The organism is Algoriella xinjiangensis (assembly GCF_900115015.1).
GTDB lineage: Bacteria > Bacteroidota > Bacteroidia > Flavobacteriales > Weeksellaceae > Empedobacter > Empedobacter xinjiangensis.
This window is the reverse complement of record NZ_FOUZ01000006.1, coordinates 13,471-35,621: the sequence shown is the minus strand read 5'-3', so window position 1 is coordinate 35,621 and position 22,151 is coordinate 13,471. Positions and strand designations below refer to the sequence as shown.

Sequence of the window (22,151 nt, the reverse complement as noted above, 5' to 3'; positions counted from 1 at the left end):
AATGAAAGAATTAGTATTTTATTATTTATTATTATTTTGCTCTTTGATTGCTTCTGCTTGACTTGCTTCTGCAGCTTTTCTTGCAATATCTAAATCAGCTAATGCTTTTTTAGTTTCGATTATATCTTTGTCAATTTTCTCCATTAATTTATCAGCTTCGCTTTTAAATTTTGTTTCTGGATAATATCTTTTTAACAATAGATATTGAGTTCTTGCTTCTTGTAAACGTAAATCTTTGCTCTCTAAACGGCTAAAGTTTAAAGCCAATTCGGCTTTAGAACGTAAAGAATACATCATTGCTTCTTCGCGGAATTTAGAATCTGGGTATTCGTCGATCATATTGTCAAACGATACAGCCGCCGCTTTATATTTCATTGTTTTGTAATAAACTTTAGAAATTTCGTAGGCTTTTAATTCTAACTTCTGTCTAAGCTCTGTAATATAATTATTGGCTTCGCTTACATGCGCAGATTCTGGATAAGTATTGATAAACGATTGCAATTCGCTAATCGCTGTATAGGTACTTGTTTGATCCAAATCGTACTTTGGTGAATCTTGGTAATAAGAAAACGCCGATTTAAACAAAGCTTCTTCTGCGCGAGCATCCATGGGATAAGCTCCTGCGAAACTTTTGAATTGATGACCTGCTAAACGAAAGTTTTTCTCGTTAAAATTAGCTTGTGCCATATTATAAGCAATATCAGCTGCTTTTTCTGTTCCCACGAAAGATGTCGAAATTTTTTCGTACAATTCGTTTGCTAAATCATATTTACCATCTTCGTACAACTGTGTTGCTAGGGTAAATATCTCATCTTTATCCGTACTTTTCATCGCTTTATTGTAAGTCTTATTACAAGACATTACTGAAGCGCCAATTAAAACTACTAAACTTAGTTTTTTAAACATTCTGCAAATTTAATAAAAATTGAGGACTAAAGTATAAAAAATTATTATCTAATCCTCTTAATAAAAACTCAAAATTTTTTATTTATTCTTGAGACGACTCTACGCTTATTGTAACAATGTCACGATCAAATAGATACAATCCTCCTTTGTCAGATCCGATCATTTCTAATTTGTCTAAAACGTTACGAGCTAATTTTTCTTCTTCAATTTGCTCAGAAACATACCATTGCATAAAATTATGTGTTGCGTAGTCTTTTTGTTCTAATGTTAAGCCTACAATATCGTTAATTGAGTCAGAAACAAAGCATTCGTGGTTTAAAATTGCTGTAAAAACATCTTTTAAAGTAGAAAAATCTTGTTTAGGTTCCTCAATTTGTGGAACAAATGCTTTTCCACCTCTTTCGTTAATAAATTTGATTAATTTTAACATATGCATTCTTTCTTCGTCTGCATGTGCGTACAAAAAGTTTGCTGTTCCTTCTAATCCTTTAACTTCTGCCCAAGAAGCCATTGCTAAATATAATTGAGAAGAATCTCCTTCTAATTTTATTTGCTTGTTTAAAGCATTTAATACGGTATCTTTTATCATAGTTTTATTGTTTAAATTTCTGCTAATAATTGGTTAATTTTTTCAGTTAATTTTTCTGAAGCTGGTACCAAAGGCAAGCGTGTATAAGGCGAACAAACTCCTTTATTGTCTAAAACAGCTTTTATTCCACATGGATTTCCTTCTTCAAAAATTGCACGTGTTATTTCTACAGCTTTGTAATGTTGCGTGTAAGCAGCGTCTACATCTTTGTTTAAAGCTTTACGAATCATGTCTGTAAAAATCTCAGGAATACCTTGTCCTATTACAGAAATAACGCCAGATCCGCCAGCCAAAGTCATTGGTAAAGCGTATTCGTCGTCTCCAGAAATAATATTAAAATCTTCTCTTGTATTTGTTCTGATGATATCAGTTGATTGTAAAAAGTTTGGAGAAGCTTCTTTGATTGCTACAATGTTTTTAAACTCATTTGCTAAACGAATTGTAGTTTCTGGATTGATGTTAGAACCTGTGCGTCCTGGTACATTGTACAAAATAATATTTTGCTCTGTACTTTCTGCAATTGCTTTGTAATGTTGGTAAATACCTTCTTGTGTAGGTTTGTTATAGTAAGGCGAAACCGTAAGAATCGCAATATAATCACTTAAATCTGTTTCTTTATATTCTGCAATAACTTCAGCAGTATTGTTACCTCCAATACCCAAAACCATTGGAACACGGTTTGCATTGGCTTTTTTTATCGTTTCGATTACTTGCTTCTTTTCATCTTTTGTAAGTGTTGCTGCTTCTGCAGTAGTTCCTAAAATAACTAAATATTCAACACCTCCATTGATACTATAATCCACTAATTTCTCTAAACCAGCAAAATCAATACTACCATCTTGGTGAAAAGGTGTAACTAAAGCGACTCCTGTTCCAACTAATTGTTTCATCTTCTAAAAATGTTATTAAATATAAATAATACGTTAAATTTCGTAATTATAACTCGAATTATCAAATTATTAAGCTAATATAGAATTTGACTTGAATAAAATAAAGAAAACAAAACGGCTAAATATCTGTTTTTCCTTAAAATTTATTCGTTCAAGAATAATTACTTTTTCAAAAGTAAACATAAAATGATAGTTTTAAAAACTAAAATCTTGGTTGTTTTTATGATTTTACTTACTTCTATGATTATGAGAAATTAATGGTTTCTTAAAATAAAGAAATGGGGATTTTAAAATTTCCCGAAAAATTTAGAAATATCAAAATAATAATCAACTTTTTCTCCATTAGGCTTTGTATAAGTTAATATATCAAATGGTTTTTCTTTATCATCCATAGATAAAGTTTGCGATTCTAGTTGACAATCAGGACATTTATTACGAGCAATTTTATATTCCTCTGCTACACTACTTACTTTTATTGCTTTTTCCATAGAGCTTCCATCATTTAAAGTTTGATTTTGTGTAGAAACACAATTAAATAATGTAAAACATGCTGTGATTAGAAATAAGTATTTAATTTCTTTCATAATAGATCTTTTTATGTTTGAAAGAAACTAAGTTAAGTCTTATTTTAAAATATAACTTAAAGATTTATTGTAAAAATAATATCATATTATTACTGAATAAAAAAACCACTCAATATTGAGTGGTTTTTTAGTTTCCAAAATCTGCTATTAATTGAAAACATATTTAAATCCTAAAGAGAATCTTCCTGCTTCAAAATTTGAATCGTTTGTTAAATTCCACCAAGGTTTCCAATCAAAATGTAACGCTAATGGCGCCGATGGAATTTTATACTCTAACCCTACTTGCGGACGAATTGCAAAGTATGTTTTATCTGCATCTCCATGATAATCATTTCCATAATCAACAAAAGATAATTGTGGTCCAACACCAACATACCATCCTAATCCATTTGTACCTGCAAAAGCTTGATTGTACGTATAATCTGCACCTAAAACAGTGATATTATCGCCGAACATTACTTGTACATTACCAGCATTTTTTCCGTCAAAAGAATGTTTATACTGAGGACCAACTAATGTTGCACCGTCACCTAAATCTACAACAACACCCAATGCATTGTTATAATTTTGAGCATTAACTTGAGATAATCCTAAAGCCAATACAGCTGTAAATAATACTTTTTTCATTGTAAATAATTTTCTTATTTATACTTTACAAAAAGCGTGCAAATGTTATTTTAATGTTAAGTTTATTAATGTAATGTTATGATTTGTACTAAGATTTATGATTTTAACTGATTAAAAATCAATTTTAGACAAGCTATTTAAAATGCTTCTAAAGTTTAAATTTATTCAATTGGTGTACATAATTCAATTAAAAAACCATCAAGATCTCTAATATATCCAACCGTTTGTCCCCAAGGTTTTGTTTTCGGCTTTTCTACAAGCGCCGCACCAGCATTTATCGCCGTTGCAATCGTTTCTTCCACATTATCTGTTGTAAAACCAATTTCAATTCCAAAAGGTTTATTGGATAAATTACTCTCTAAAAAACCATCTTTTAAATTAGATTGTGCCAATGTTATTGAGGCAAACGAAAGTGTTGTTTCGCCAACTAAAAGTTCGCCATAATCATTTTCAGGTGTTATAAATTTTCGAGTAAAACCAAAAGCTTTTTCGTAAAATTCTACAGTTTTTGTAACGTCTTTAACGTAAAGAATAGTGTAAGCAAATTTTATCATTGTATATGTTATTGTTATTATTCATTTTCATTTAAATATTCATCCGTAAAATGTTGTTTATGTTTTGGTTTTGAGAATTTATCAGCATTATATTCTTTTGAATTTCCTTTCGGGATAGAAAGAGATGCCCAATTGTCATTACAAACCATTTTTCCAATAAAAACGATTTGTCCAATGTGATATGGATAATGGGCAAGTTGTCTATTGATAGCTTCTATAATTGAATGACCTTGATTTCGAATGAAGATTTCTTTACTCAAATCATCTTCAGTTAATGGATTCAGAGCATTAAATAAACAGTCCCAACCTTCATTCCATTTTGATAAAAGTTCAGCTTTATCAGCAATATCATTATCAAATTCTGCATCTCTTTTTCGCCATTCTTTTTCTCCATCGGTCGTTAAAAAATCTGTCCAACGCGAAAGCATATTTCCCCACAAATGTTTCACAATTGTCGCAATACTGTTACTTTCTTGGTTGTACTGCCAAAAAAGTTGCTCATCTGTAAGTTGCTCAAAAGTTTTTTCGCCTAACATTTTGTAGTATTCAAATTGTTTTATAGCACTTTCTAAATAATTATTTGTCATGATTTTGCCTTTTTTGTGGTTAATAAGCAATTATTAATTAAACTTAAAAATACAGAAAATATGTGATGATTATCTGTTTTAAATCCTATTATAGATTTCTATAATTTAGACGAAGGAGAAATTTAAAAGTTTAATTTTTATAGACATTATAATATAATTACAGAGATTTATTAATCTTACAATACTGTTTTTGCGTTAATTCATTTTAAATAACAGATTATTAATTCGCTTAATTTTTCTATTCCGCAAATTATCAGTAAATTACTTCATAGAAAAGTATAGAATCAAATTTACCTAATTTGAACTTTTTTAGTTTCAGAAACTCTCTATTATTCATCACTATTTTTTGTTCGTAATAAAGCAAAATCATCCTAAATATTAAACAAAAAAAATGAATAAATGAAAAAAATAGCGCTACTTACATTGTCTTTAACATTATTATTTGGTTGTGGACAAACTGATAAAAAATCGAGTAAAGAAGGTAATTCTGAAGCTCAATTGTATTATAATGGACACATTATAACAATGGAAACTGATGAAATAAATTATGCCGAAGCTGTTGTAGAGCAAAATGGAAAAATTGTGTTTGTTGGTAATTTGAAGGAAGCAGAGAAATTGTTTTCAAAAAACACAAAAGTAGATTTGAATGGAAAAACTTTGTTGCCTGGTTTTATAGATCCGCACAGTCATTTTGGTATGGTTTCTAACACAATGGGACAATTAAATCTGAATCCGCCACCAGTTGGTAATGTTTCGAGTATTTCAGCTATGCTTGATGATCTTAAAAAATACAAGGAAGAAAATAATATTAAAGATGGCGATTGGATTTTTGGTTGGGGATATGATGAAAGTCAATTAACAGAAAAAAGACATCCAAATAAAAAGGAAATAGATGCTGTTTTGCCTAATAATCCTGTTTATTTACAACACACAAGTGGGCATATGGGTGTTGCAAACTCTTTGGCGCTTCAAAAAATGAACGTGACAAGCGCTACTCCAAATCCAGCAGGAGGAAATATAGATCGCCTTCCAAATTCAAAAGAACCTAGCGGATTGGTACAAGAAACGGCAATGTATCCTTTTGTGGGAAATATGCTTCAAATTCTTCATGCAAAACAAGGCGAATATTTTGATAAAACGCAAAATTATTATGCAGAAAACGGAATTACAACAGCGCAAGATGGAATGACAGATCGCAATTCGATTAAGTTTTATCAGAAGCAAGCAAAAGATGGAAAATTGAAAATAGATTTGATTGCTTTGGCTGGTTTTAGCGATTTAGAAACGAATTTGGCAGATTCTACAATTCATTTTAAACAATATCAAAATGGATTTAAAGTAGAAGGAACTAAAATTGTTGCAGATGGTTCGCCACAAGGAAAAACGGCTTATTTTACAAAACCATTTTTAACGCCTGTGCCTAGTTGTTCGCACGACTGTAGAGGACTTGCGAGTTTGACACAAGATCAATTAAACAATCTTTTTAAAGTTGCTTATGCAAACGACAATCAGCTTTTTGTACATTGTAACGGCGACGCAACAATTGATATGCTTATAAAAGCGCACGAATATGCTTGTAAAGCGCTTTCGCAGCCATTAGACAAAGACAGAAGAACTATTGCAATTCACTCGCAATTTGTTCGTCCTGATCAATTAGAAACGTATAAAAAATATAAAATAGAACCTTCATTTTTTACGAATCATGCATATTTTTGGGGTGATGTACATGTAGAAAATTTAGGAAAAGAAAGAGCATTTTTCTTAAGCCCGATAGCAACTGCAGATAAAATGGGTTTAAAATATACCAATCATTCTGATGCTACAGTAACGCCAATTGATCCAATATTTACGGTTTGGACGGCTGTTAATCGTACTTCTAGAACGGGACAAGTGATTGGAGAAGCAGAAAGAGCGACACCTTATCAAGCTTTAAAAGCGATTACAATAAATGCGGCTTACGAATTTTTTGATGAGAATTTAAAAGGTTCACTAAAGAAAGGAAAAATGGCTGATTTTGTAATTTTAGATAAAAATCCATTAACAACAAAATCAACAGAATTAAAAGGTATTAAAGTAGTTGAAACGATAAAAGCGGGAAAAACTATTTTTAAAAAATAATCAATTTAAATCACACAATATGAACACTTCAGAATTATTCAATTTAAAAGGAAAAACTGCTATTGTAACGGGTGGCGCCAATGGAATTGGTAAAGCTACTGCGATAATTTTAGCGCAACATGGCGCTAATATTTCGATTGGTGATTTTAATTTAGAAGATGCTAAAAAAACCGCAAAAGAGATTGAAGCCTTGGGTGTAAAAGCCATTGCGATAGAATGTAATGTGCTGAAAGATGAAGATTTGGTGAATTTGGTAGAATCGACGATTAAAGAACTTGGAAGTATTCATATCTTAATAAATAATGCTGGCGGTGGAGGCGGTGGACGAGAAAACCCGTTCAAAATAGCTGTAGAAGATATTAAACGAGATTTTGATTTGAATGTTTTTAGCGGTTGGCGATTGTGTCAATTAGTTGTTCCGTATATGAAAAAAGTAGGGTATGGCTCTATCGTTTTTACAACCTCTATGTCGAGTATCAATAAAAGCCCGAATATGAGTGGTTATGGTGGTTCTAAGGCAGCTGTTAACCATATGGTTGCTAATTTAGCGCATGATTTTGGTCCAGAAGTACGAATAAACGCTGTTGGTCCTGGAGCAACAAGAACTGCAGCTTTAGAGAGTGTTTTAACGCCAGAAATAGAAAAAGTAATGCTAGCTCATACGCCAATAAAACGTTTAGGAAAAGCTGAAGATATTGCTGGAGCAATGTTGTATTTTGCATCGCCAATTTCTGAATGGGTTAGTGGTCAAACTATTTTTGTGAATGGCGGCGGAGAGCAAACTCTTGAATAATTAAAGGATTATAAAATAAAATTTAACATTAAAAACACTGTTATAATTGAGTAATCATAACAGTGTTTTTTTTGTTATAAAGTAATTAAATCTAGTGTATTAGTAGATTATTAATGATAATATAAACTTAAACGTATAGAATAGGCTTAATTATTGATAGTTTTTTGATATAATTTTATTAAATATAATTTCATGAATAAAGTCTCAACGCTATTAATAGCTTCGTTATTTAGTACAATGCTTGTTGCGCAAAATAAAACGTCAAGTGATCATTCTACAGCTGCTTGGATGAAAAATATACCTGAAAGTGAAGTTGTTGAATGGAGAAGACATATACATCAAAATCCAGAATTGTCTTATAAAGAAGTAAATACGAGTAACTATGTGGCAGATTTATTAAAAAGTTTTGGAAATATAGAAGTAATAAGACCAACCAAAACAAGTGTTATTGGAATTTTAAAAGGTTCTAAACCTGGTAAAACAGTTGCTTTTAGAGCAGATATGGATGCACTTCCTGTACAGGAAGAAACCGGTTTAGAATTTTCTTCAAAAAATAATAATGTAAGTCATGCATGTGGTCATGATGCACATACAGCAATGTTATTAGGTACAGCTAAAACCTTATCAAAGATGAAAAACGATATAAAAGGAACTGTATATTTTGTTTTTCAACATGCTGAAGAAGAAGCTCCAGGTGGTGCTCAAGAAATTATAGAATCTGGCGCTTTAAAAGATGTTCAGGCATTTTTCGGAATGCATGTATTGCCAAATTATCCGGTAGGAAATGTAGGTATTTTACCTGATGCAGCAGCTTCTACAACTTCAGATGGTTTCACATTAACAATAAACGGTAAAGGTTCTCATGGCTCAATGCCTCAACTTGGTATTGATCCAATTGTTGTTGGTGCAGAAATAGTAAATGCATTACAAACTGTAATATCTAGAAATGTAACGCCAGGTGAAATGGCGGTTGTAACAATAGGTAAATTCCAATCGGGTAGTGCACCAAATGTTATTCCAGATAAAGCAGAATTAGCCGCAAGTATTCGTACAATATCGCAACCAACAAGAGAGTTGGTAGAAAATCGCATAAAAACAATAATAGATAATATAACAAAAGCACATGGTGCTACGTATGAGTTAGATTATATAAAAAGTTACCCAGCGATACAAAATGATGTTGTTCTTAATTTACAAGCAAAAACTAGTGCTATAAAAGCTATTGGAAAAGAAAATGTATTTGATGCATCTCGAATGACTGCAAGCGAAGATTTTTCTTATTACAATAAAATTGCACCAACTTGTTTTATGGTTCTCGGAATTGGAGATGGCGTTGCTAATCACAATCCTAAATTTAATTTAGATGAAAAATCGTTGAAAAATGGTGTAAAAGCTGAAGTTCAAGTTATTTTAGATTATTTGAATAATTAAGGAAAATAACTTTAGAGTACTAAATAACAAACCTCACTTTATATTTTTAAGTGAGGTTTTTTTAATATATGTTTTAGTTATTTTAAATCCGAAAAAAAAATAGGACAATTTTATAAACTTTTATAGTTATTGATTATATTGTTGCCATCAAACAACTCTAATCAACCTACTTAAAAAAATGAAGAAAGATCTAAACGAGGAGCATAAAGAAGAATTTCAACTGGAAAGAGTCGCATTTTTTAGCGATGCAGTTTTTGCAATTGCAATAACTTTATTAAATATCGAAATTAGAGTGCCAGAGATACATGCACACAAAATTACAGATAAAGAAATTTTAAATGAATTCGTAAAATTAATTCCTAAGTTTATAGGTTTTATCGTTAGTTTTATGGTAATTGCTTTGTATTGGCTTTCTCATCATAGGATTTTTAGGTATGTAACTTCAGTTAATCAAAAATTAATTTGGAGTAATTTACTTTTCTTATTACCAATTATTGTTATGCCATTTAGTACTGCTTTTTTGAGTGAATATTATAGTTCTTCGGTAAAATTTCCTTTAATTATTTACACATTAACAATTTGCTTATCAGGATTTTTTAATTTCAGAATTTGGAAAATTATTGGAAATAAAAAGAATAATTTGAGTAGTAATCTTGATAAAGTAATCGTTAATTACAATTGTACAAGAGCATTAACAGTTCCTATTTTATTTATAATGACATTGTTATTGTCATTTCTAACAAATTGGGCGTTTATTTTACCAATTTTAATATTATTCGTACCAAAAATAATTACAAGATATTACACAAAAAAGTATCCAGAAATTATGGAAAAATATAATAAGTAAACTGAATACTTCTTAAGTATTCAATTACAAAACAAATTCTGAATCAAAAGAAAAAATAGAAGAAGAAAAATCAAGAATTGATAAAGCGAAAGAAAACAAATCATCTGGCTTTAATTGGAATTTTACAATTATTTTGATTGTTGCTGTTGTGGTTGTAATTGGTGGGTTTTACATTTATAGGTTTTTTAAATAATATTTTAAGTTTCACTAAATTTTTGGTTCTAAATCACGTTTACTATTATACTTATGTACCTTTGTTTGTTTTTTACTTTCAATATAACTTTCTATTTTTGATTTACTTAATATTAAAAAATGGAAAATATGGGTTTTGAGATTTATACAGATAATGAAAATATACAGAGAATTAAGTATCAAGAATCAGAAAGAAAAATTAATAATCAGATAATTAATATAGAAGGTTTAGAAGATTGGATTTATCCTAACGAATGGTTTGAAAAAAGATATTCTGACGTTTTTTCTGCAGCTGTTTTATGTAAAATTAATGTTGCTAAAGAACCAATTATTAGGTTTCAATTAACTGAAAAAGGTTTAGAAGAAGTAGATAAATTAAATCTATAAAAAAGTGGTAAATAACGACCACTTTTTTTAATTAAATATGATTTTTTTTAGAAGCGACACAATATTTCTGATTTTTCAAAATATGTTGAACCATCTGCTTTTGAAAACTCAGCCTCTAAAAAGACTTTATAAGGTTTTGGGTTTGTTGCAGTAGGGTCCCAACTTGTACTAAAATAAGTAGAAGTATTAATATTACCACTATAAATATATGCTTCATATACTGGATTGTAATATTGATTATTATTTGTATAATCAATATTTGATGCAGGATATATCCAAATATAACCTTCATTTACAGTAGTACTATTAATTTTGTAAGTAAATGTTCTACTGTTTGCATTACAGCTTAAATTTATGTTTGAACCATATGACTCTTGGGGACCTGAAGGAGCTGAAGGACCTGGTGTAATTGTAGATGGACCATGGTCGCCTAAATCAGGATTAATAGTTTGCCCTTGTCCAAATGAATTTACTGAAATTAATGTTAAAATTGAAAATAAAATCGTTCTCATAATGTATATTGTTTTTATAAAAATAATATACATTATGAAATATAAAAAATTTTAAATTAATTATATTTTAATATTTTATAGGGATGACCACTTTTTAAATTCTAGGAGTTGTAACGACTTTAATCAGGCAAAAAAGAAAAGTGTAAATAAAAATTAATTGTATATTTGTTAAGCGTTCAGATGGAAAATCTGAACGTTTTGTGTTTATTTAAAAACGCTTAATATTGCAATATTAAGGTAAATTAAAAAACACAAACATAAAATTTTGAAAATCAAACAAATATGATTAAGACTGTAATCTTCGACATGGATGGTGTAATTGTCGATACAGAACCTGTGCACAAATACGCTTATTTTGAACATTATAAAGAGTTAAATATTCCAGTTACAGAAGAATTATTTTCTACATTTACAGGACAATCAACCAAAAATGTATATCAAATTTTAAAAGATAAATTTGATTTGAAAGGAGAAGTAAATGATTTGGTTTTACGTAAACGAGCTATTTTTAATGAAGCTTTTGATACAAAACCAGATTTATTTTTGATTGATGGAGTAGAGCAATTAATCAAGGATTTACATCAAAATAATATCGAATTAATTTTAGCTTCTTCGGCTTCAAAAAGTACAATTGATCGTGTTTTTAATCGATTTAATTTAAATCAATATTTTTCGCATAAAGTTTCGGGAGAGAGTTTTCCGAAATCAAAACCAGATCCAGCAATTTTTCTTCATGCGGCTGATTTAGCCAAATCTACCAACGAAGAATGTATTGTTATTGAGGATTCTACAAATGGAGTAGAAGCGGCTTATCGCTCAAATATCTATTGTTTGGGCTATAAAAGTGAAAATTCTAAAAAGCAAAATCTCGAAAAGGCCAATACAATTGTCGATGATTTTAATACAATAAATGCAACGTTTATAAAAGAGTTGAAATAAAAAAAGCACTTCCGTAGAAGTGCTTTTTGCTTTATAATACTTTTATTTCAAATACTTTTTCATCGTTAAGAAAACCTTCTAAAGTATCTTTCGAATTTATTTTGCTTACTCCGGCTGGCGTTCCGGTAAAAATTAAATCACCTTTTTTTAGGGTAAAATATTTAGAACATTCTGCAATCAACGTGTTGATATGAAAAATCATATCTTTTGTATTTCCAGTTTGTACATTTTCACCATTTCTATCCAGTTTAAAATTAAGATTATCTAAATCAAAATTTTCTTTCGGAAAGAATTCTGAAGCAAAAGCAGAACCATCAAAAGCTTTAGCAATTTCCCATGGAAAACGTTTTTCTTTTAATTCTTGTTGAATATCGCGTGCAGTAAAATCAATTCCCAACGCAATTTCAGAAAAATAACGATCTGCAAATTGTGGTTGAATCATTTTTCCAACTCGGTCAATTTTAATCACAACTTCTGTTTCAAAATGAACTTCTTTTGTAAAACTAGGAATAACAAACGGAAAACCTTTTCGCAAAATAGCCGAATCGGGTTTCATAAAAAACATTGGCGAATCGGGAATATCGTTGTTTAATTCTTTTGCGTGTTCTGCAAAATTTCGTCCAACACAAATAATTTTCATCGCTTAGAAACCGTTTTTTAATTTAATTTTAGTAAAAACTTTCTTTGTATATAAAGGGAAATCAGCATTCTGAATCCATGTATAATAACCAGGATCTTTTGCAAAAACATCTGTTACGACTTGACCTTTGTATTTTCCGAAAGAAATAACATCATTTCCATTTTCGTCAACTTGTATAAAACCAGCTAAATCGGCAGTTTTACGTTGAGAAGAAAATTCACTCAAAAATTTATTGTCATTTTCTAATTCGTCATACTTTTCTATTTGCGCCATCAACACTTCGTAAGTTGCCAAAGTATCTGCTTCAGCCGAATGTGCGTCAATCAAATCTTTACCACAATAATACTTATATGCAGCACCAAGATTACGTGGCTCCATTTTATGATAAATAACTTGCGCATCAATTGGACGATGTTTTGTTAAATCAAAATCAAAACCATTGCGCAATAATTCTTCTGCTAAGAGCGGAATATCAAAACGATTTGAGTTAAAACCTGCTAAATCAGAATCTTTAATCATTTCGATAATTTGCGGCGCTATATCTTTAAAAGAAGGTGCATCTTTTACATCTTCATCAGAAATACCGTGAATTAAAGTTGTTTCCATCGGAATTGGAATACCTGGATTCACTTTCCACGATTTTACTTCTTTTGTTCCGTCTGTAAATGCTTTTACAATTGCAATTTCTACAATTCTGTCTTTCGAAACATTTGTTCCTGTTGTTTCTAAATCAAAGAAACAGATATTTTTAGTTAGTTTCATTTTATAATTTCTTTTCTAAAAATGATTGAGATGATGATATACAACACTATTATTAAAGGAATTGATGCGACTTGCAACCATGCAACTAAACCTAAAGTGATGATTAAAAAAATGTATTTATAATAATTTTCTGCCCAACTCAATCCTTTAAATTTTAAGGCAAATAATGGTAAATCAATAATTAATAAAATACTAAACACAATAGATATTGCGATTAATAAATATGGGTCAACAGTTGGATTGATGATTTGTCCGTTGTTGTAATAGATAGAAAAAATAGAAAAAATAAACAACGTATTTGATGGCGTTGCCAATCCTTTGAAATATGTAGCTTGATCTTCGTCTAAATTAAATTTTGCTAATCGTAAGGCTGAAAATGCTGGAATTAAAAATCCAAATAAAGAAATTGCTGCAATTTTAAGGTTTTCATTTTCATAAATAAAATCGGTAGAAAGATGATTTAACATCGCGAAAACCATCAAACCTGGCACAACACCAAACGAAATACAATCGGCCAAAGAATCTAATTCTTTCCCAATTGGGCTACCAATATTCATTAAACGCGCCACCATTCCGTCCAAGAAATCAGCGATTAACGAAATTAACATCAAAACCATTACAATTGTTACTGTTGTTGCCGTTACATTTCCGTTACTTGAAATAATAAAAATTGACGACAAAACACCACACGAAAGGTTTAGGAGCGTTAAATAATTTGGTATTGTAAATAATCTCATAGAAGAATTTTTCGGAACAAAAATACAAACAAAAATTATCTGAATCCTTATTAAATACAATAAAACGTCTATTTTTGAGTTTTTATATTCGTAATCAAACAATTTTGAAAAAATCACTTCTTATTATATCATTTGTTGCAAGTCAGTTTGTGTTTTCTCAAACAACGCGTAAATATTCGAATGAATTTTTGAGTATCGGAGCCGATGCGCGTTCATTTGCGATGGGTAATGCTGTTGTTGCAAACATTGGCAATGCTAACGCTGCATATTGGAATCCAGCAGGTTTAACGGAGGTTAATTACGATTGGGAAGCTTCGGCAATGCATGCAGAATATTTTCAATCCATTGCAAAATTTGATTATGCTGCAGTTGCAATTCCGTTGAGCGAAAGTAATGCAACAATCGCTTTTTCGTTGATGCGTTTTGGTGTTGATGACATTTTAAATACAACAGAATTAATCGATAATCAAGGAAATATAAATTACGATAAAATCTCTAAATTTTCGAGTGCTGATTATGCTTTGACAATGTCTTATGCGGGTAATGTATTCGGAAATAAAGACATTCAGTTTGGTGCAAATGCAAAAGTTGTTTACCGTCATATCGGGAAATTTGCGCAAGGTTTTGGTTTCGGAATTGATTTAGGATTGCAATATCGCACCGATAATAAAATGTATTTTGGTGTAATGGCGCGTGATATTACGACAACTTTTAATGCGTGGAGTATTAATAAAGAAAAAGTAAAAGAGATTTCGGTTGATGAACCAAGTAATGAAGGTGAACCTACAATTTTGAATGATCTACCTGGAGAAAATATTGAGTTAACAATGCCAAAATTACAATTTGGTGTTGGAAAAAGATTCGATTTTGCTGAACGTTGGTCTTTATTAGGAGAAGTTGATATGAATGTTGAGTTTCAACAAACAAATGCTGCAATTTCTGGTAAAGGATTTTCTATTTCACCAGCAATTGGAGTAGAATTAGGTTACGATGAAATGGTTTTTGTGAGAGGTGGATTAAATAATCTTCAGAAAATAGAACAGTTTGATGGAAAACAAAAAACACAACTTCAACCAAATGTTGGAGTAGGGTTTAAATACAAAGGAATTGCGATAGATTATGCATTGACAAATTTCGGAAATAGTGGTTTAGGATTATATTCTAACATATTTTCTGTTCGATTTGAAATGGATAAATGGCGATAATATCAATTTAAGATTAATATTTAGTAAAACATAAAAGCTGATTCATAACGAATTGGCTTTCTTTTTTAATTATTAGTATATATAATCATAATAGTCTATAGGTTATATGGGAATAGTAGAGTTATAGAACAAAAGAATTTATAAAAATTGACCGAAAAGTCTTAATAAATTTCGAGAAAAAAATTAAGGCTTTATTAATTTTACTACAAATCTTTTTCTATTGGTAAACTTTCATCAGCGCCCCATTCGCTCCAAGAACCATCATAAACTTTTACATTTGGAAAACCTGCCACGGTAGAAGCCAATGCCAAAATTGAAGCTGTGATTCCGGAACCGCACGAAAATATATTTTCTTGATTTTGATTGGTTAATTTTTGAAAAATTAACTTCAATTCTTGTTCAGATTTATAATGAGATCCATCTAAAATATTTTCGAAGAATAAATTTTTAGAATTCGGAATATGTCCACTTCGTAAACCTTGTCTTGGCTCGGGCGAAGTGCCTTTATATCGACCTTCTGAGCGGGCATCGACAATGGTTTTTGATTGATCGTTGATTGAATTTAACATAACTTGTTTATCGGCAAACCAATCTTGTTGAAAATCAGCTTTAAAACTACCTTTTTCTGTTGGTTGAAAATGAACTGAATTTGTTTCAAAATTATTGGCTTTCCAAGCAGGTAAACCTCCATCCAAAACATATACTTCTTTGTGCCCCATCGCTTTAAACATCCACCATGCACGCGGACTAGAATAAACGCCCCAACGATCATAACAAACAATAATTGAATCTGAATTAATTCCTAAATTTTGTACTTCTTTTGCAAAAGTTTCTTCATCAACCAAAGTATGTGGAAGATTTACGGCATGATCAGAAAATTTCCCTTCTATATCAAAAAAAATAGCATTCGGAATTGTTTCTAATTTTTCGTCTTTTAGAGATTGTCCAACTTTATCAATCGTACAATCTAAAATAATTAAATTAGGCAGATTGTTATTTTCATGAAGTTGTTGTGCTGATAGTAGTGGTTTATCGAATTTCATTTTTTTATAATTTAGATGATAAAAATAAAAAAACGCTACCAATATTGGTAGCGTTTTTTCGTAAAAAATAAATTGTTTTATTTTTGATTAATTACTTCTTGTACTGGTTGCCCAATATTTCCGTTTGGCTCTTCGATATGCAATAAAGCTGAAATAGTAGGAGCGATGTCTGTCATATAAACACGGTTGTTATTTTGTCCATGTTTTATTCCCCAACCCATTAATACAAAAGGAATATGTGCATCATAAGATCCCCAAGTACCGTGTGTTGTTCCACCACTATTTTGTTTACCACCATACCATTGTGGCTCTAAAATATAATTAATTGCACCACTACGTTTTTTATTGTAACCGTTTATCATGCGCTCTTTTATAATTGCAGGAATCGAAGCTTCTCCAATTTTATCCATATCAGCAACAAAAGAAACACCATCAACTTTGCGCATAAATTTTACGATTTCATCTTTAATATCTTCTTCGTCTAATTTATTTTGCTCGATAGTTTGATAATTTAAATGAACTTGATAATTAGTTAAAGAACGTACAATATCATCCAATTTAAATTCTTCTTTCAGTTTTGCATTCAATGCTTTTTTAACTTCTCCGGTCGGAAAATAACCTGCATTTCCTTTTTTATCTTGAAAATATTTAGGATTATGTGCTCCACCATGATCGGCTGTTAAGAAAACTAAATAATTTCCTTTACCAACTTTTTTGTCTAAATGGTTAAATAATTCTTCTAAATCTTTATCCAAACGCAAATAAGTATCTTCAGCTTCTATTGTATTTGGTGTAAATTGATGTCCAACATAATCTGTAGAAGAAAAACTAACTGCTAAGAAATCTGTAACACCAGCTTGGTTTTGACCTAAATTTTCGTTGTCAATAATTTCTATTGCAATGTCTTTTGTTAAAGAATTTCCGAAAGGCGTAGAACGAATTAAACCTAAACCATTGTCTTTTTTAAGAGCTTTTAAATCATAAGGAAATTGACTTTTTGTTAATCCTTTGTAATTTTCGCGGTACGGATTTCCATCTTTTTCACTTTGCACATAAGTTTCAATTGGATAAAGTGTATTCCATTTATCTAAATACTTTTCAGCAACCTTTTTATCATTAAATTTTTGTAACCATTTTGGTAATTCATTCATGTAAAAAGAGCTCGAAATCCAGTTTCCAGATTCACCTTCAAACCAAAAAGCAGCATCAGCAAAATGACCAGCAGGTAAAATTCCACCACGATCTTTTAATGATACTCCAAATACTTTTGAACGAAAATTTGTTGCTAATTTTAATTGATCTGTAACTGTAGAAGTTAACAAGTTTTTTGGCGACATTTTTCCCGCTTTTCCTGTTGTTCCAATTCCATTTACAGCATCATCTTGCGTACAATACATTTCTTTACCAGTTGCTTGAATGATAAAATCATTTCCTGCAATTCCGTGTATCGCAGGCACAGAACCCGTATAAATAGTACTATGACCAATTGCCGTATAAGTAGGCAGATATGGTATATACGTATTTTCGTTACTAAAACCTTCGTTTAACATACGATTAAAACCGCCCGACGAATAACGATCTTGGTAACGATAAAGATAATCCCAACGCATTTGATCGACTACAACTCCAACTACTAATTTAGGACGGCTTACTTCTTGTTGTGCATAAAGCGACAAACCAGCAAAGAGTCCTAAAACACTTAAAAAAGTTTTATTAAATTTCATTTTAAAAAATTTTACAGAACAAATGTAACGAATAAAATTTTGGCACAATTTTAAATAATAATTAAAAAAATCATTAATTTAAACAAACCATAAAAAAAGATAATATGAGCGCACAACCCGTAATTATAAAAGAGATTTTTGAAGCACCAATAGATAAACTTTGGTTTGCATTGACTAATAAAGAAGCTTTTGATAAATGGTATTTTGATATCGATAAATTTGAAGCAATTGTAGGATTTGAGTTTGAGTTTTATGGAGGTTCTTATCTACATCATTGTAAAATAGTTGAAGTAGAAACCAATCAAAAAATTGCTTATACATGGAACTATCCAGTTTACGAAGGGGATTCTTTGGTTATGTTTGAATTAACCGAAATTGAAGACGTTTTAGGTAATCAAACTCAATTGATTTTGACACACGAAGGAATTGAAACTTTTCCGCCAGATGATTCAAATTTCTCAAGAGCAAGTTTTGAAGCTGGTTGGAATGAAATTATCCGAATTAGTTTAAAAAATTATATCGAAGGTAATTTAGATGAAGAATCAAAAGTAGAATAAATAAAAAAGAGGAGCTTCGTCAAGCTCCTCTTTAATTTTTTTCTAACAGTTATATTATTTCTTGAATAATACTGTGATTCCTTCTTGATTTGGTAAAATCGGACGAGGATCTTCTGCTGTGATTATTCCAGCTTTTTCTTTTCTTGTATTTGCAACCCAGAATGGGATCCATGAAATAGCCATTGTCGCGAAGAAAATGATACCCCAAAATCCGCATAAAGCGACTACTAAGAATAACAAGAAACCTAAAAATTGAATCATGATTTTATTTTTATGTGCTACAAATTTAATAAATAAAATTTATAGAAATACTAACAATAATCACTTTTCTTTCATCAAACGATTTCTTAAATTTGTAGGAATAAGTTATAATAATAAATAAAAATATACCGAAATGGAATACAGAATAGAGAAAGACACCATGGGGGAAGTTAAAGTTCCTGCAGAAAAATATTGGGGTGCACAAACAGAACGTTCTCGTAATAATTTTAAAATTGGACCATCAGGTTCTATGCCAAAAGAAATTATCGAAGGTTTTGCTTACTTAAAAAAAGCTGCTGCGTTTGCAAATGCTGAATTAGGTGTTTTACCAACAGAAAAGCGTGATGCAATTGCAGCAGTTTGTGAAGAAATTTTAGCAGGAAAATTAGATGATCAATTTCCATTGGTTATTTGGCAAACGGGTTCTGGTACACAATCTAACATGAATGTGAACGAGGTTGTTGCAAATCGTGCGCAAGTTTTAGCTGGTTTCAAAATTGGTGAAGGAGAACCAGTTTTAAAAGCAAATGATGATGTAAATAAATCACAATCATCTAACGATACTTTTCCAACAGGAATGCACATTGCAGCATACAAAGCTGTTGTAGAAGTTACAATTCCAGGTGTTGAGCAATTACGTGATACGTTAGCAAAAAAATCTGCTGAGTACATGAATGTTGTTAAAATTGGTCGTACACATTTAATGGACGCAACTCCGTTAACTTTAGGTCAAGAATTATCTGGTTACGTTGCACAATTAAACTACGGTTTAAAAGCTTTACGCAACACTTTAGAGCATTTATCTGAAGTTGCTTTAGGTGGAACTGCAGTTGGTACAGGTTTAAATACACCAGAAGGTTATGATGTTACAGTAGCAAAATACATTGCAGAATTTACAGGTTTACCATTTGTAACGGCAGAAAATAAGTTTGAAGCTTTAGCTGCTCACGACGCTATTGTAGAAACGCATGGTGCTTTAAAACAATTGGCTGTTTCTTTAAACAAAATTGCAAATGACGTTCGTATGTTGGCTTCAGGACCACGTTCGGGTATTGGTGAAATCATCATTCCAGAAAATGAGCCAGGATCTTCTATCATGCCAGGAAAAGTGAATCCTACACAATGTGAGGCGTTAACTATGGTTGCAGCGCAAGTTATGGGTAACGATGTTGCAATTACAATTGGTGGTACGCAAGGTCATTACGAATTAAATGTTTTTAAACCATTAATGGCGGCTAATTTCTTACAATCAGCAATTTTATTAGGAAATGCTTGTGTTTCTTTTGACGAACATTGTGCACAAGGAATTGAGCCAAATTATGCTCGTATCAAAGAATTGGTAGACAATTCGTTAATGTTGGTTACAGCGCTTAATACAAAAATTGGTTACTACAAAGCGGCAGAAATTGCTCAAACAGCTCATAAAAATAACTCAACTTTAAAAGAAACTGCTGTTGCATTAGGATATGTAACGCCAGAAGAATTTGACGAATGGGTGAAACCTGAAGAAATGGTTGGTTCTTTAAAATAAGAATTAATTTAATTATAAAATTCCAAAAGAGGTTGTTTTTTACAGCCTCTTTTTTTAGCTGTAAAAGTTAAATTTGAGAAATAATTCCTTTTTCAATCGGAAAATTTGTAACTTAATACAAAGTTTAGATTATGGCAACTACAACACTTAAAGAATATAAAAAAATTATTGCAGATATACCGGAAGTCAACGATTTTACGAATGTATATTTCTATGTAAATAACTATACAATTGACCAAAAATACATTCAATATTTAGATGAATTATCAAATCTGAAAGATGAAATTATTTCGAAATGGTTAAATATTACAACGCGTACTTATCGCAATTATAAAACAAAAGATGTTTTATTAAAAGACAATACAAAAGAACAAATTGTATTGCTAATTTCTTTATATAAGCACGGTTTAGACGTTTTTACAACAAAAGAAGATTTTGAACATTGGTTAACAACACCCAATATTTTGTTGGATAATAAAGCTCCAATGGATTTTTTGGACACAGTTTCTGGTTTAAAATTTATTGATAATAGATTGACAGCAATTGAATTTGGAGAAAACGTATAATTATGTTTGTTTACAATATTCGTAAAGCAAAATATGCCCAATCGTTGCAAGCATCTGGAGTTGCCAACAGATGGAACAAAAACGATGAATTTGTGGTATATACAGCTAGTTCGCGCGCGCTGTCTACGTTAGAATTGGTGGTGCATAGAAATTATATCAACATAGATAATTCGTATAAATTACTGGTGATAGAATTGGATTGTGAGGAAAGTGAAATATTGGATATTTCGAAAATAAAGTTGCCTAAAAACTGGAAATCTGTAGAAGCATATCCAAAATTACAAGAAATAGGTTCTAAATGGTACCAAGATTTTAAGTTTTTGGCGATGAAAGTTCCTTCTGCAATTATTCCGAAAGAGTTTAATTACCTCATCAATACAAAACATCCTAATTTTTCTGAAAAAGTAAAAATCTTCGAATTAGAGAATTACGAATGGGATAATAGGTTGTTGTGAGAGAATAAAGTTTTTTTACAAACACTGGCTCGTAGATATTGCTCATTTACTTTAAAAAATAGAATTTTTAATAATTTCTTCGCATTTATCTAGAATAGGTTTTTCAAATTCATCCAATATTAATTGAATTTTTAGATTTAATTTCTCTAAAAATTCTTTATTATATTCCTCCTTCTCATCACCAACCGGATAAAAAGCCATTTTATGGTAAAAGACGGAGAAAATTTCTAAATCAATATTATCAATGGGTTTTATGTAAGTTACATTTCCTATTAAAACCTTCATTTTAAAACAACCCTCAACAAAATCGATTTGTTTAGTTAAAATAGCTCTTGAATTCGAAACCATTTTTTTAATTATATTATCACGTTTTATAAGTTCAAATTTATTCATTTTACAAAATAATATTATATTTAAAATGTTCTTCAACATTATTTTCTATTAAAAACTCTTTTGTAAATTTTAAAGAATCATTACAATTACTTTCTGAAAGTTTTTCGTCTACAAAGTCAAGAAATGTTTTAAAATTTCCCCAAGGAATAGCTAAACTCTCTTCAAATTCTAATCTAGCTTTTTTTCTTCTTTACCAAACATTAGTTTACATGTTTATTAAACAGATTTTACTTTGCATTAAATAAACTTACAACTATAATTTTATACAAAGAATAAATCTTTCAAGGATTAAGATAAAATTCACAAAAGAAAGGTTCAAAA

At 30.4% G+C, this 22,151-nt stretch carries 27 protein-coding genes; 11 read left to right on the top strand and 16 right to left on the bottom strand.

Translation table 11 applies throughout. From position 1 onward, the window contains the following. Positions 1 to 21: 21 nt before the first annotated feature. The 7 genes from BM072_RS06720 to BM072_RS06690 all read right to left on the bottom strand — a co-directional run bounded on the left by BM072_RS06720 (position 22) and on the right by BM072_RS06690 (position 4,737). On the bottom strand, positions 22 to 906 hold the full coding sequence (locus BM072_RS06720; RefSeq protein WP_092907820.1) for an outer membrane protein assembly factor BamD: 885 nt from the start codon (positions 904 to 906) through the stop codon (positions 22 to 24). A gap of 82 nt (positions 907 to 988) precedes the next feature. Beyond that, a complete protein-coding gene (locus BM072_RS06715; RefSeq protein ID WP_092907818.1) occupies positions 989 to 1,495 on the bottom strand; it encodes a ferritin in 507 nt (168 codons plus the stop codon). Between the two features lie 11 nt (positions 1,496 to 1,506). Next, on the bottom strand, positions 1,507 to 2,385 hold the full coding sequence (gene dapA, locus BM072_RS06710; protein ID WP_092907816.1) for a 4-hydroxy-tetrahydrodipicolinate synthase: 879 nt from the start codon (positions 2,383 to 2,385) through the stop codon (positions 1,507 to 1,509). A 287-nt stretch (positions 2,386 to 2,672) separates the two neighbouring features. Beyond that, complete coding sequence (locus tag BM072_RS06705; protein ID WP_092907814.1) at positions 2,673 to 2,969, bottom strand: hypothetical protein; 297 nt, start codon at positions 2,967 to 2,969, stop codon at positions 2,673 to 2,675. Positions 2,970 to 3,116: 147 nt separating this feature from the next. After that, positions 3,117 to 3,596, bottom strand: coding sequence for a hypothetical protein (locus BM072_RS06700; RefSeq protein WP_092907812.1), 480 nt, complete (start codon positions 3,594 to 3,596; stop codon positions 3,117 to 3,119). Positions 3,597 to 3,757: 161 nt separating this feature from the next. After that, on the bottom strand, positions 3,758 to 4,150 hold the full coding sequence (locus tag BM072_RS06695; protein ID WP_092907810.1) for a VOC family protein: 393 nt from the start codon (positions 4,148 to 4,150) through the stop codon (positions 3,758 to 3,760). Positions 4,151 to 4,167: 17 nt separating this feature from the next. Beyond that, on the bottom strand, positions 4,168 to 4,737 hold the full coding sequence (locus BM072_RS06690; protein WP_092907808.1) for a DUF1572 domain-containing protein: 570 nt from the start codon (positions 4,735 to 4,737) through the stop codon (positions 4,168 to 4,170). A 399-nt stretch (positions 4,738 to 5,136) separates the two neighbouring features. Here BM072_RS06690 and BM072_RS06685 point away from each other — a divergent pair, with 399 nt between their 5' ends. From BM072_RS06685 to BM072_RS06665, 5 genes are all read left to right on the top strand, one after another. After that, positions 5,137 to 6,855 (top strand): amidohydrolase, encoded by a 1,719-nt coding sequence (locus BM072_RS06685; RefSeq protein ID WP_092907806.1) that lies wholly within the window; start codon positions 5,137 to 5,139, stop codon positions 6,853 to 6,855. Between the two features lie 19 nt (positions 6,856 to 6,874). Further along, complete coding sequence (locus BM072_RS06680) at positions 6,875 to 7,648, top strand: glucose 1-dehydrogenase (protein ID WP_092907804.1); 774 nt, start codon at positions 6,875 to 6,877, stop codon at positions 7,646 to 7,648. A 192-nt stretch (positions 7,649 to 7,840) separates the two neighbouring features. Continuing rightward, entirely contained in the window at positions 7,841 to 9,079 is a 1,239-nt protein-coding gene (locus BM072_RS06675; protein ID WP_221405167.1) for a M20 metallopeptidase family protein, read from the top strand. A 178-nt stretch (positions 9,080 to 9,257) separates the two neighbouring features. Further along, a complete protein-coding gene (locus BM072_RS06670) occupies positions 9,258 to 9,926 on the top strand; it encodes a TMEM175 family protein (protein ID WP_092907802.1) in 669 nt (222 codons plus the stop codon). Between the two features lie 312 nt (positions 9,927 to 10,238). Next, entirely contained in the window at positions 10,239 to 10,505 is a 267-nt protein-coding gene (locus BM072_RS06665; RefSeq protein WP_092907800.1) for a hypothetical protein, read from the top strand. A 47-nt stretch (positions 10,506 to 10,552) separates the two neighbouring features. Here BM072_RS06665 and BM072_RS06660 read toward each other — a convergent pair whose 3' ends face one another. Then, the gene (locus tag BM072_RS06660; protein ID WP_092907798.1) at positions 10,553 to 11,017 is read right to left on the bottom strand and encodes a hypothetical protein; all 465 of its coding nucleotides are present in this window, start codon (positions 11,015 to 11,017) and stop codon (positions 10,553 to 10,555) included. 282 nt (positions 11,018 to 11,299) lie between these two features. Between BM072_RS06660 and BM072_RS06655 the strand changes: the two genes are divergently transcribed. Continuing rightward, on the top strand, positions 11,300 to 11,956 hold the full coding sequence (locus BM072_RS06655) for an HAD family hydrolase (protein WP_092907796.1): 657 nt from the start codon (positions 11,300 to 11,302) through the stop codon (positions 11,954 to 11,956). A 31-nt stretch (positions 11,957 to 11,987) separates the two neighbouring features. Here BM072_RS06655 and BM072_RS06650 read toward each other — a convergent pair whose 3' ends face one another. From BM072_RS06650 to BM072_RS06640, 3 genes are read right to left on the bottom strand one after another with little or no spacing between them, the layout of a single operon-like run. Continuing rightward, positions 11,988 to 12,596, bottom strand: coding sequence for a fumarylacetoacetate hydrolase family protein (locus tag BM072_RS06650; protein WP_092907794.1), 609 nt, complete (start codon positions 12,594 to 12,596; stop codon positions 11,988 to 11,990). A gap of 3 nt (positions 12,597 to 12,599) precedes the next feature. Continuing rightward, on the bottom strand, positions 12,600 to 13,358 hold the full coding sequence (locus BM072_RS06645; RefSeq protein ID WP_092907792.1) for a 3'-5' exonuclease: 759 nt from the start codon (positions 13,356 to 13,358) through the stop codon (positions 12,600 to 12,602). Next, the gene (locus tag BM072_RS06640) at positions 13,355 to 14,095 is read right to left on the bottom strand and encodes a CDP-alcohol phosphatidyltransferase family protein (protein ID WP_092908063.1); all 741 of its coding nucleotides are present in this window, start codon (positions 14,093 to 14,095) and stop codon (positions 13,355 to 13,357) included. Before BM072_RS06640 ends, BM072_RS06645 begins: the two co-directional genes overlap by 4 nt. 104 nt (positions 14,096 to 14,199) lie before the next feature. Between BM072_RS06640 and BM072_RS06635 the strand changes: the two genes are divergently transcribed. Beyond that, positions 14,200 to 15,300, top strand: a complete 1,101-nt coding sequence (locus tag BM072_RS06635) for a putative type IX sorting system protein PorV2 (protein WP_245752068.1) — start codon at positions 14,200 to 14,202, stop codon at positions 15,298 to 15,300. Positions 15,301 to 15,503: 203 nt separating this feature from the next. On the opposite strand, the gene BM072_RS06630 is transcribed toward BM072_RS06635, so the two are convergent. Continuing rightward, positions 15,504 to 16,343, bottom strand: a complete 840-nt coding sequence (locus BM072_RS06630; RefSeq protein ID WP_092907788.1) for a sulfurtransferase — start codon at positions 16,341 to 16,343, stop codon at positions 15,504 to 15,506. A gap of 77 nt (positions 16,344 to 16,420) precedes the next feature. Beyond that, positions 16,421 to 18,067 carry an alkaline phosphatase PafA gene (gene pafA, locus BM072_RS06625; protein WP_092907786.1) on the bottom strand — a complete coding sequence of 549 codons (1,647 nt, stop codon included), beginning with the start codon at positions 18,065 to 18,067 and terminating at the stop codon, positions 16,421 to 16,423. 104 nt (positions 18,068 to 18,171) lie between these two features. Between pafA and BM072_RS06620 the strand changes: the two genes are divergently transcribed. Continuing rightward, a complete protein-coding gene (locus BM072_RS06620) occupies positions 18,172 to 18,624 on the top strand; it encodes an SRPBCC family protein (RefSeq protein WP_092907784.1) in 453 nt (150 codons plus the stop codon). 54 nt (positions 18,625 to 18,678) lie between these two features. Here BM072_RS06620 and BM072_RS06615 read toward each other — a convergent pair whose 3' ends face one another. Beyond that, the gene (locus tag BM072_RS06615) at positions 18,679 to 18,885 is read right to left on the bottom strand and encodes a hypothetical protein (protein WP_092907782.1); all 207 of its coding nucleotides are present in this window, start codon (positions 18,883 to 18,885) and stop codon (positions 18,679 to 18,681) included. Positions 18,886 to 19,018: 133 nt separating this feature from the next. Between BM072_RS06615 and fumC the strand changes: the two genes are divergently transcribed. From fumC to BM072_RS06600, 3 genes are all read left to right on the top strand, one after another. Continuing rightward, on the top strand, positions 19,019 to 20,416 hold the full coding sequence (fumC, locus tag BM072_RS06610) for a class II fumarate hydratase (protein WP_092907780.1): 1,398 nt from the start codon (positions 19,019 to 19,021) through the stop codon (positions 20,414 to 20,416). 131 nt (positions 20,417 to 20,547) lie between these two features. Next, positions 20,548 to 20,982, top strand: a complete 435-nt coding sequence (locus tag BM072_RS06605; protein WP_092907778.1) for an antitoxin Xre/MbcA/ParS toxin-binding domain-containing protein — start codon at positions 20,548 to 20,550, stop codon at positions 20,980 to 20,982. A gap of 2 nt (positions 20,983 to 20,984) precedes the next feature. Continuing rightward, positions 20,985 to 21,437 carry an RES family NAD+ phosphorylase gene (locus tag BM072_RS06600; protein ID WP_092907776.1) on the top strand — a complete coding sequence of 151 codons (453 nt, stop codon included), beginning with the start codon at positions 20,985 to 20,987 and terminating at the stop codon, positions 21,435 to 21,437. 51 nt (positions 21,438 to 21,488) lie between these two features. Here the strand turns inward: BM072_RS06600 and BM072_RS06595 are convergent, their stop codons facing one another. After that, on the bottom strand, positions 21,489 to 21,830 hold the full coding sequence (locus BM072_RS06595; RefSeq protein WP_177190271.1) for a DUF2489 domain-containing protein: 342 nt from the start codon (positions 21,828 to 21,830) through the stop codon (positions 21,489 to 21,491). A gap of 1 nt (position 21,831) precedes the next feature. After that, positions 21,832 to 21,978 carry a DUF2695 domain-containing protein gene (locus BM072_RS15630; RefSeq protein ID WP_125113139.1) on the bottom strand — a complete coding sequence of 49 codons (147 nt, stop codon included), beginning with the start codon at positions 21,976 to 21,978 and terminating at the stop codon, positions 21,832 to 21,834. Positions 21,979 to 22,151 lie beyond the last annotated feature (173 nt).

Coding starts and splice junctions, on each gene's coding strand:
- BM072_RS06720 (WP_092907820.1), bottom strand. CDS start 906: ATGTTTAAAAAACTAAGTTTAGTAGTTTTAATTGGCGCTTCAGTAATG.
- BM072_RS06715 (WP_092907818.1), bottom strand. CDS start 1,495: ATGATAAAAGATACCGTATTAAATGCTTTAAACAAGCAAATAAAATTA.
- dapA (WP_092907816.1), bottom strand. CDS start 2,385: ATGAAACAATTAGTTGGAACAGGAGTCGCTTTAGTTACACCTTTTCAC.
- BM072_RS06705 (WP_092907814.1), bottom strand. CDS start 2,969: ATGAAAGAAATTAAATACTTATTTCTAATCACAGCATGTTTTACATTA.
- BM072_RS06700 (WP_092907812.1), bottom strand. CDS start 3,596: ATGAAAAAAGTATTATTTACAGCTGTATTGGCTTTAGGATTATCTCAA.
- BM072_RS06695 (WP_092907810.1), bottom strand. CDS start 4,150: ATGATAAAATTTGCTTACACTATTCTTTACGTTAAAGACGTTACAAAA.
- BM072_RS06690 (WP_092907808.1), bottom strand. CDS start 4,737: ATGACAAATAATTATTTAGAAAGTGCTATAAAACAATTTGAATACTAC.
- BM072_RS06685 (WP_092907806.1), top strand. CDS start 5,137: ATGAAAAAAATAGCGCTACTTACATTGTCTTTAACATTATTATTTGGT.
- BM072_RS06680 (WP_092907804.1), top strand. CDS start 6,875: ATGAACACTTCAGAATTATTCAATTTAAAAGGAAAAACTGCTATTGTA.
- BM072_RS06675 (WP_221405167.1), top strand. CDS start 7,841: ATGAATAAAGTCTCAACGCTATTAATAGCTTCGTTATTTAGTACAATG.
- BM072_RS06670 (WP_092907802.1), top strand. CDS start 9,258: ATGAAGAAAGATCTAAACGAGGAGCATAAAGAAGAATTTCAACTGGAA.
- BM072_RS06665 (WP_092907800.1), top strand. CDS start 10,239: ATGGAAAATATGGGTTTTGAGATTTATACAGATAATGAAAATATACAG.
- BM072_RS06660 (WP_092907798.1), bottom strand. CDS start 11,017: ATGAGAACGATTTTATTTTCAATTTTAACATTAATTTCAGTAAATTCA.
- BM072_RS06655 (WP_092907796.1), top strand. CDS start 11,300: ATGATTAAGACTGTAATCTTCGACATGGATGGTGTAATTGTCGATACA.
- BM072_RS06650 (WP_092907794.1), bottom strand. CDS start 12,596: ATGAAAATTATTTGTGTTGGACGAAATTTTGCAGAACACGCAAAAGAA.
- BM072_RS06645 (WP_092907792.1), bottom strand. CDS start 13,358: ATGAAACTAACTAAAAATATCTGTTTCTTTGATTTAGAAACAACAGGA.
- BM072_RS06640 (WP_092908063.1), bottom strand. CDS start 14,095: ATGAGATTATTTACAATACCAAATTATTTAACGCTCCTAAACCTTTCG.
- BM072_RS06630 (WP_092907788.1), bottom strand. CDS start 16,343: ATGAAATTCGATAAACCACTACTATCAGCACAACAACTTCATGAAAAT.
- pafA (WP_092907786.1), bottom strand. CDS start 18,067: ATGAAATTTAATAAAACTTTTTTAAGTGTTTTAGGACTCTTTGCTGGT.
- BM072_RS06620 (WP_092907784.1), top strand. CDS start 18,172: ATGAGCGCACAACCCGTAATTATAAAAGAGATTTTTGAAGCACCAATA.
- BM072_RS06615 (WP_092907782.1), bottom strand. CDS start 18,885: ATGATTCAATTTTTAGGTTTCTTGTTATTCTTAGTAGTCGCTTTATGC.
- fumC (WP_092907780.1), top strand. CDS start 19,019: ATGGAATACAGAATAGAGAAAGACACCATGGGGGAAGTTAAAGTTCCT.
- BM072_RS06605 (WP_092907778.1), top strand. CDS start 20,548: ATGGCAACTACAACACTTAAAGAATATAAAAAAATTATTGCAGATATA.
- BM072_RS06600 (WP_092907776.1), top strand. CDS start 20,985: ATGTTTGTTTACAATATTCGTAAAGCAAAATATGCCCAATCGTTGCAA.
- BM072_RS06595 (WP_177190271.1), bottom strand. CDS start 21,830: ATGAATAAATTTGAACTTATAAAACGTGATAATATAATTAAAAAAATG.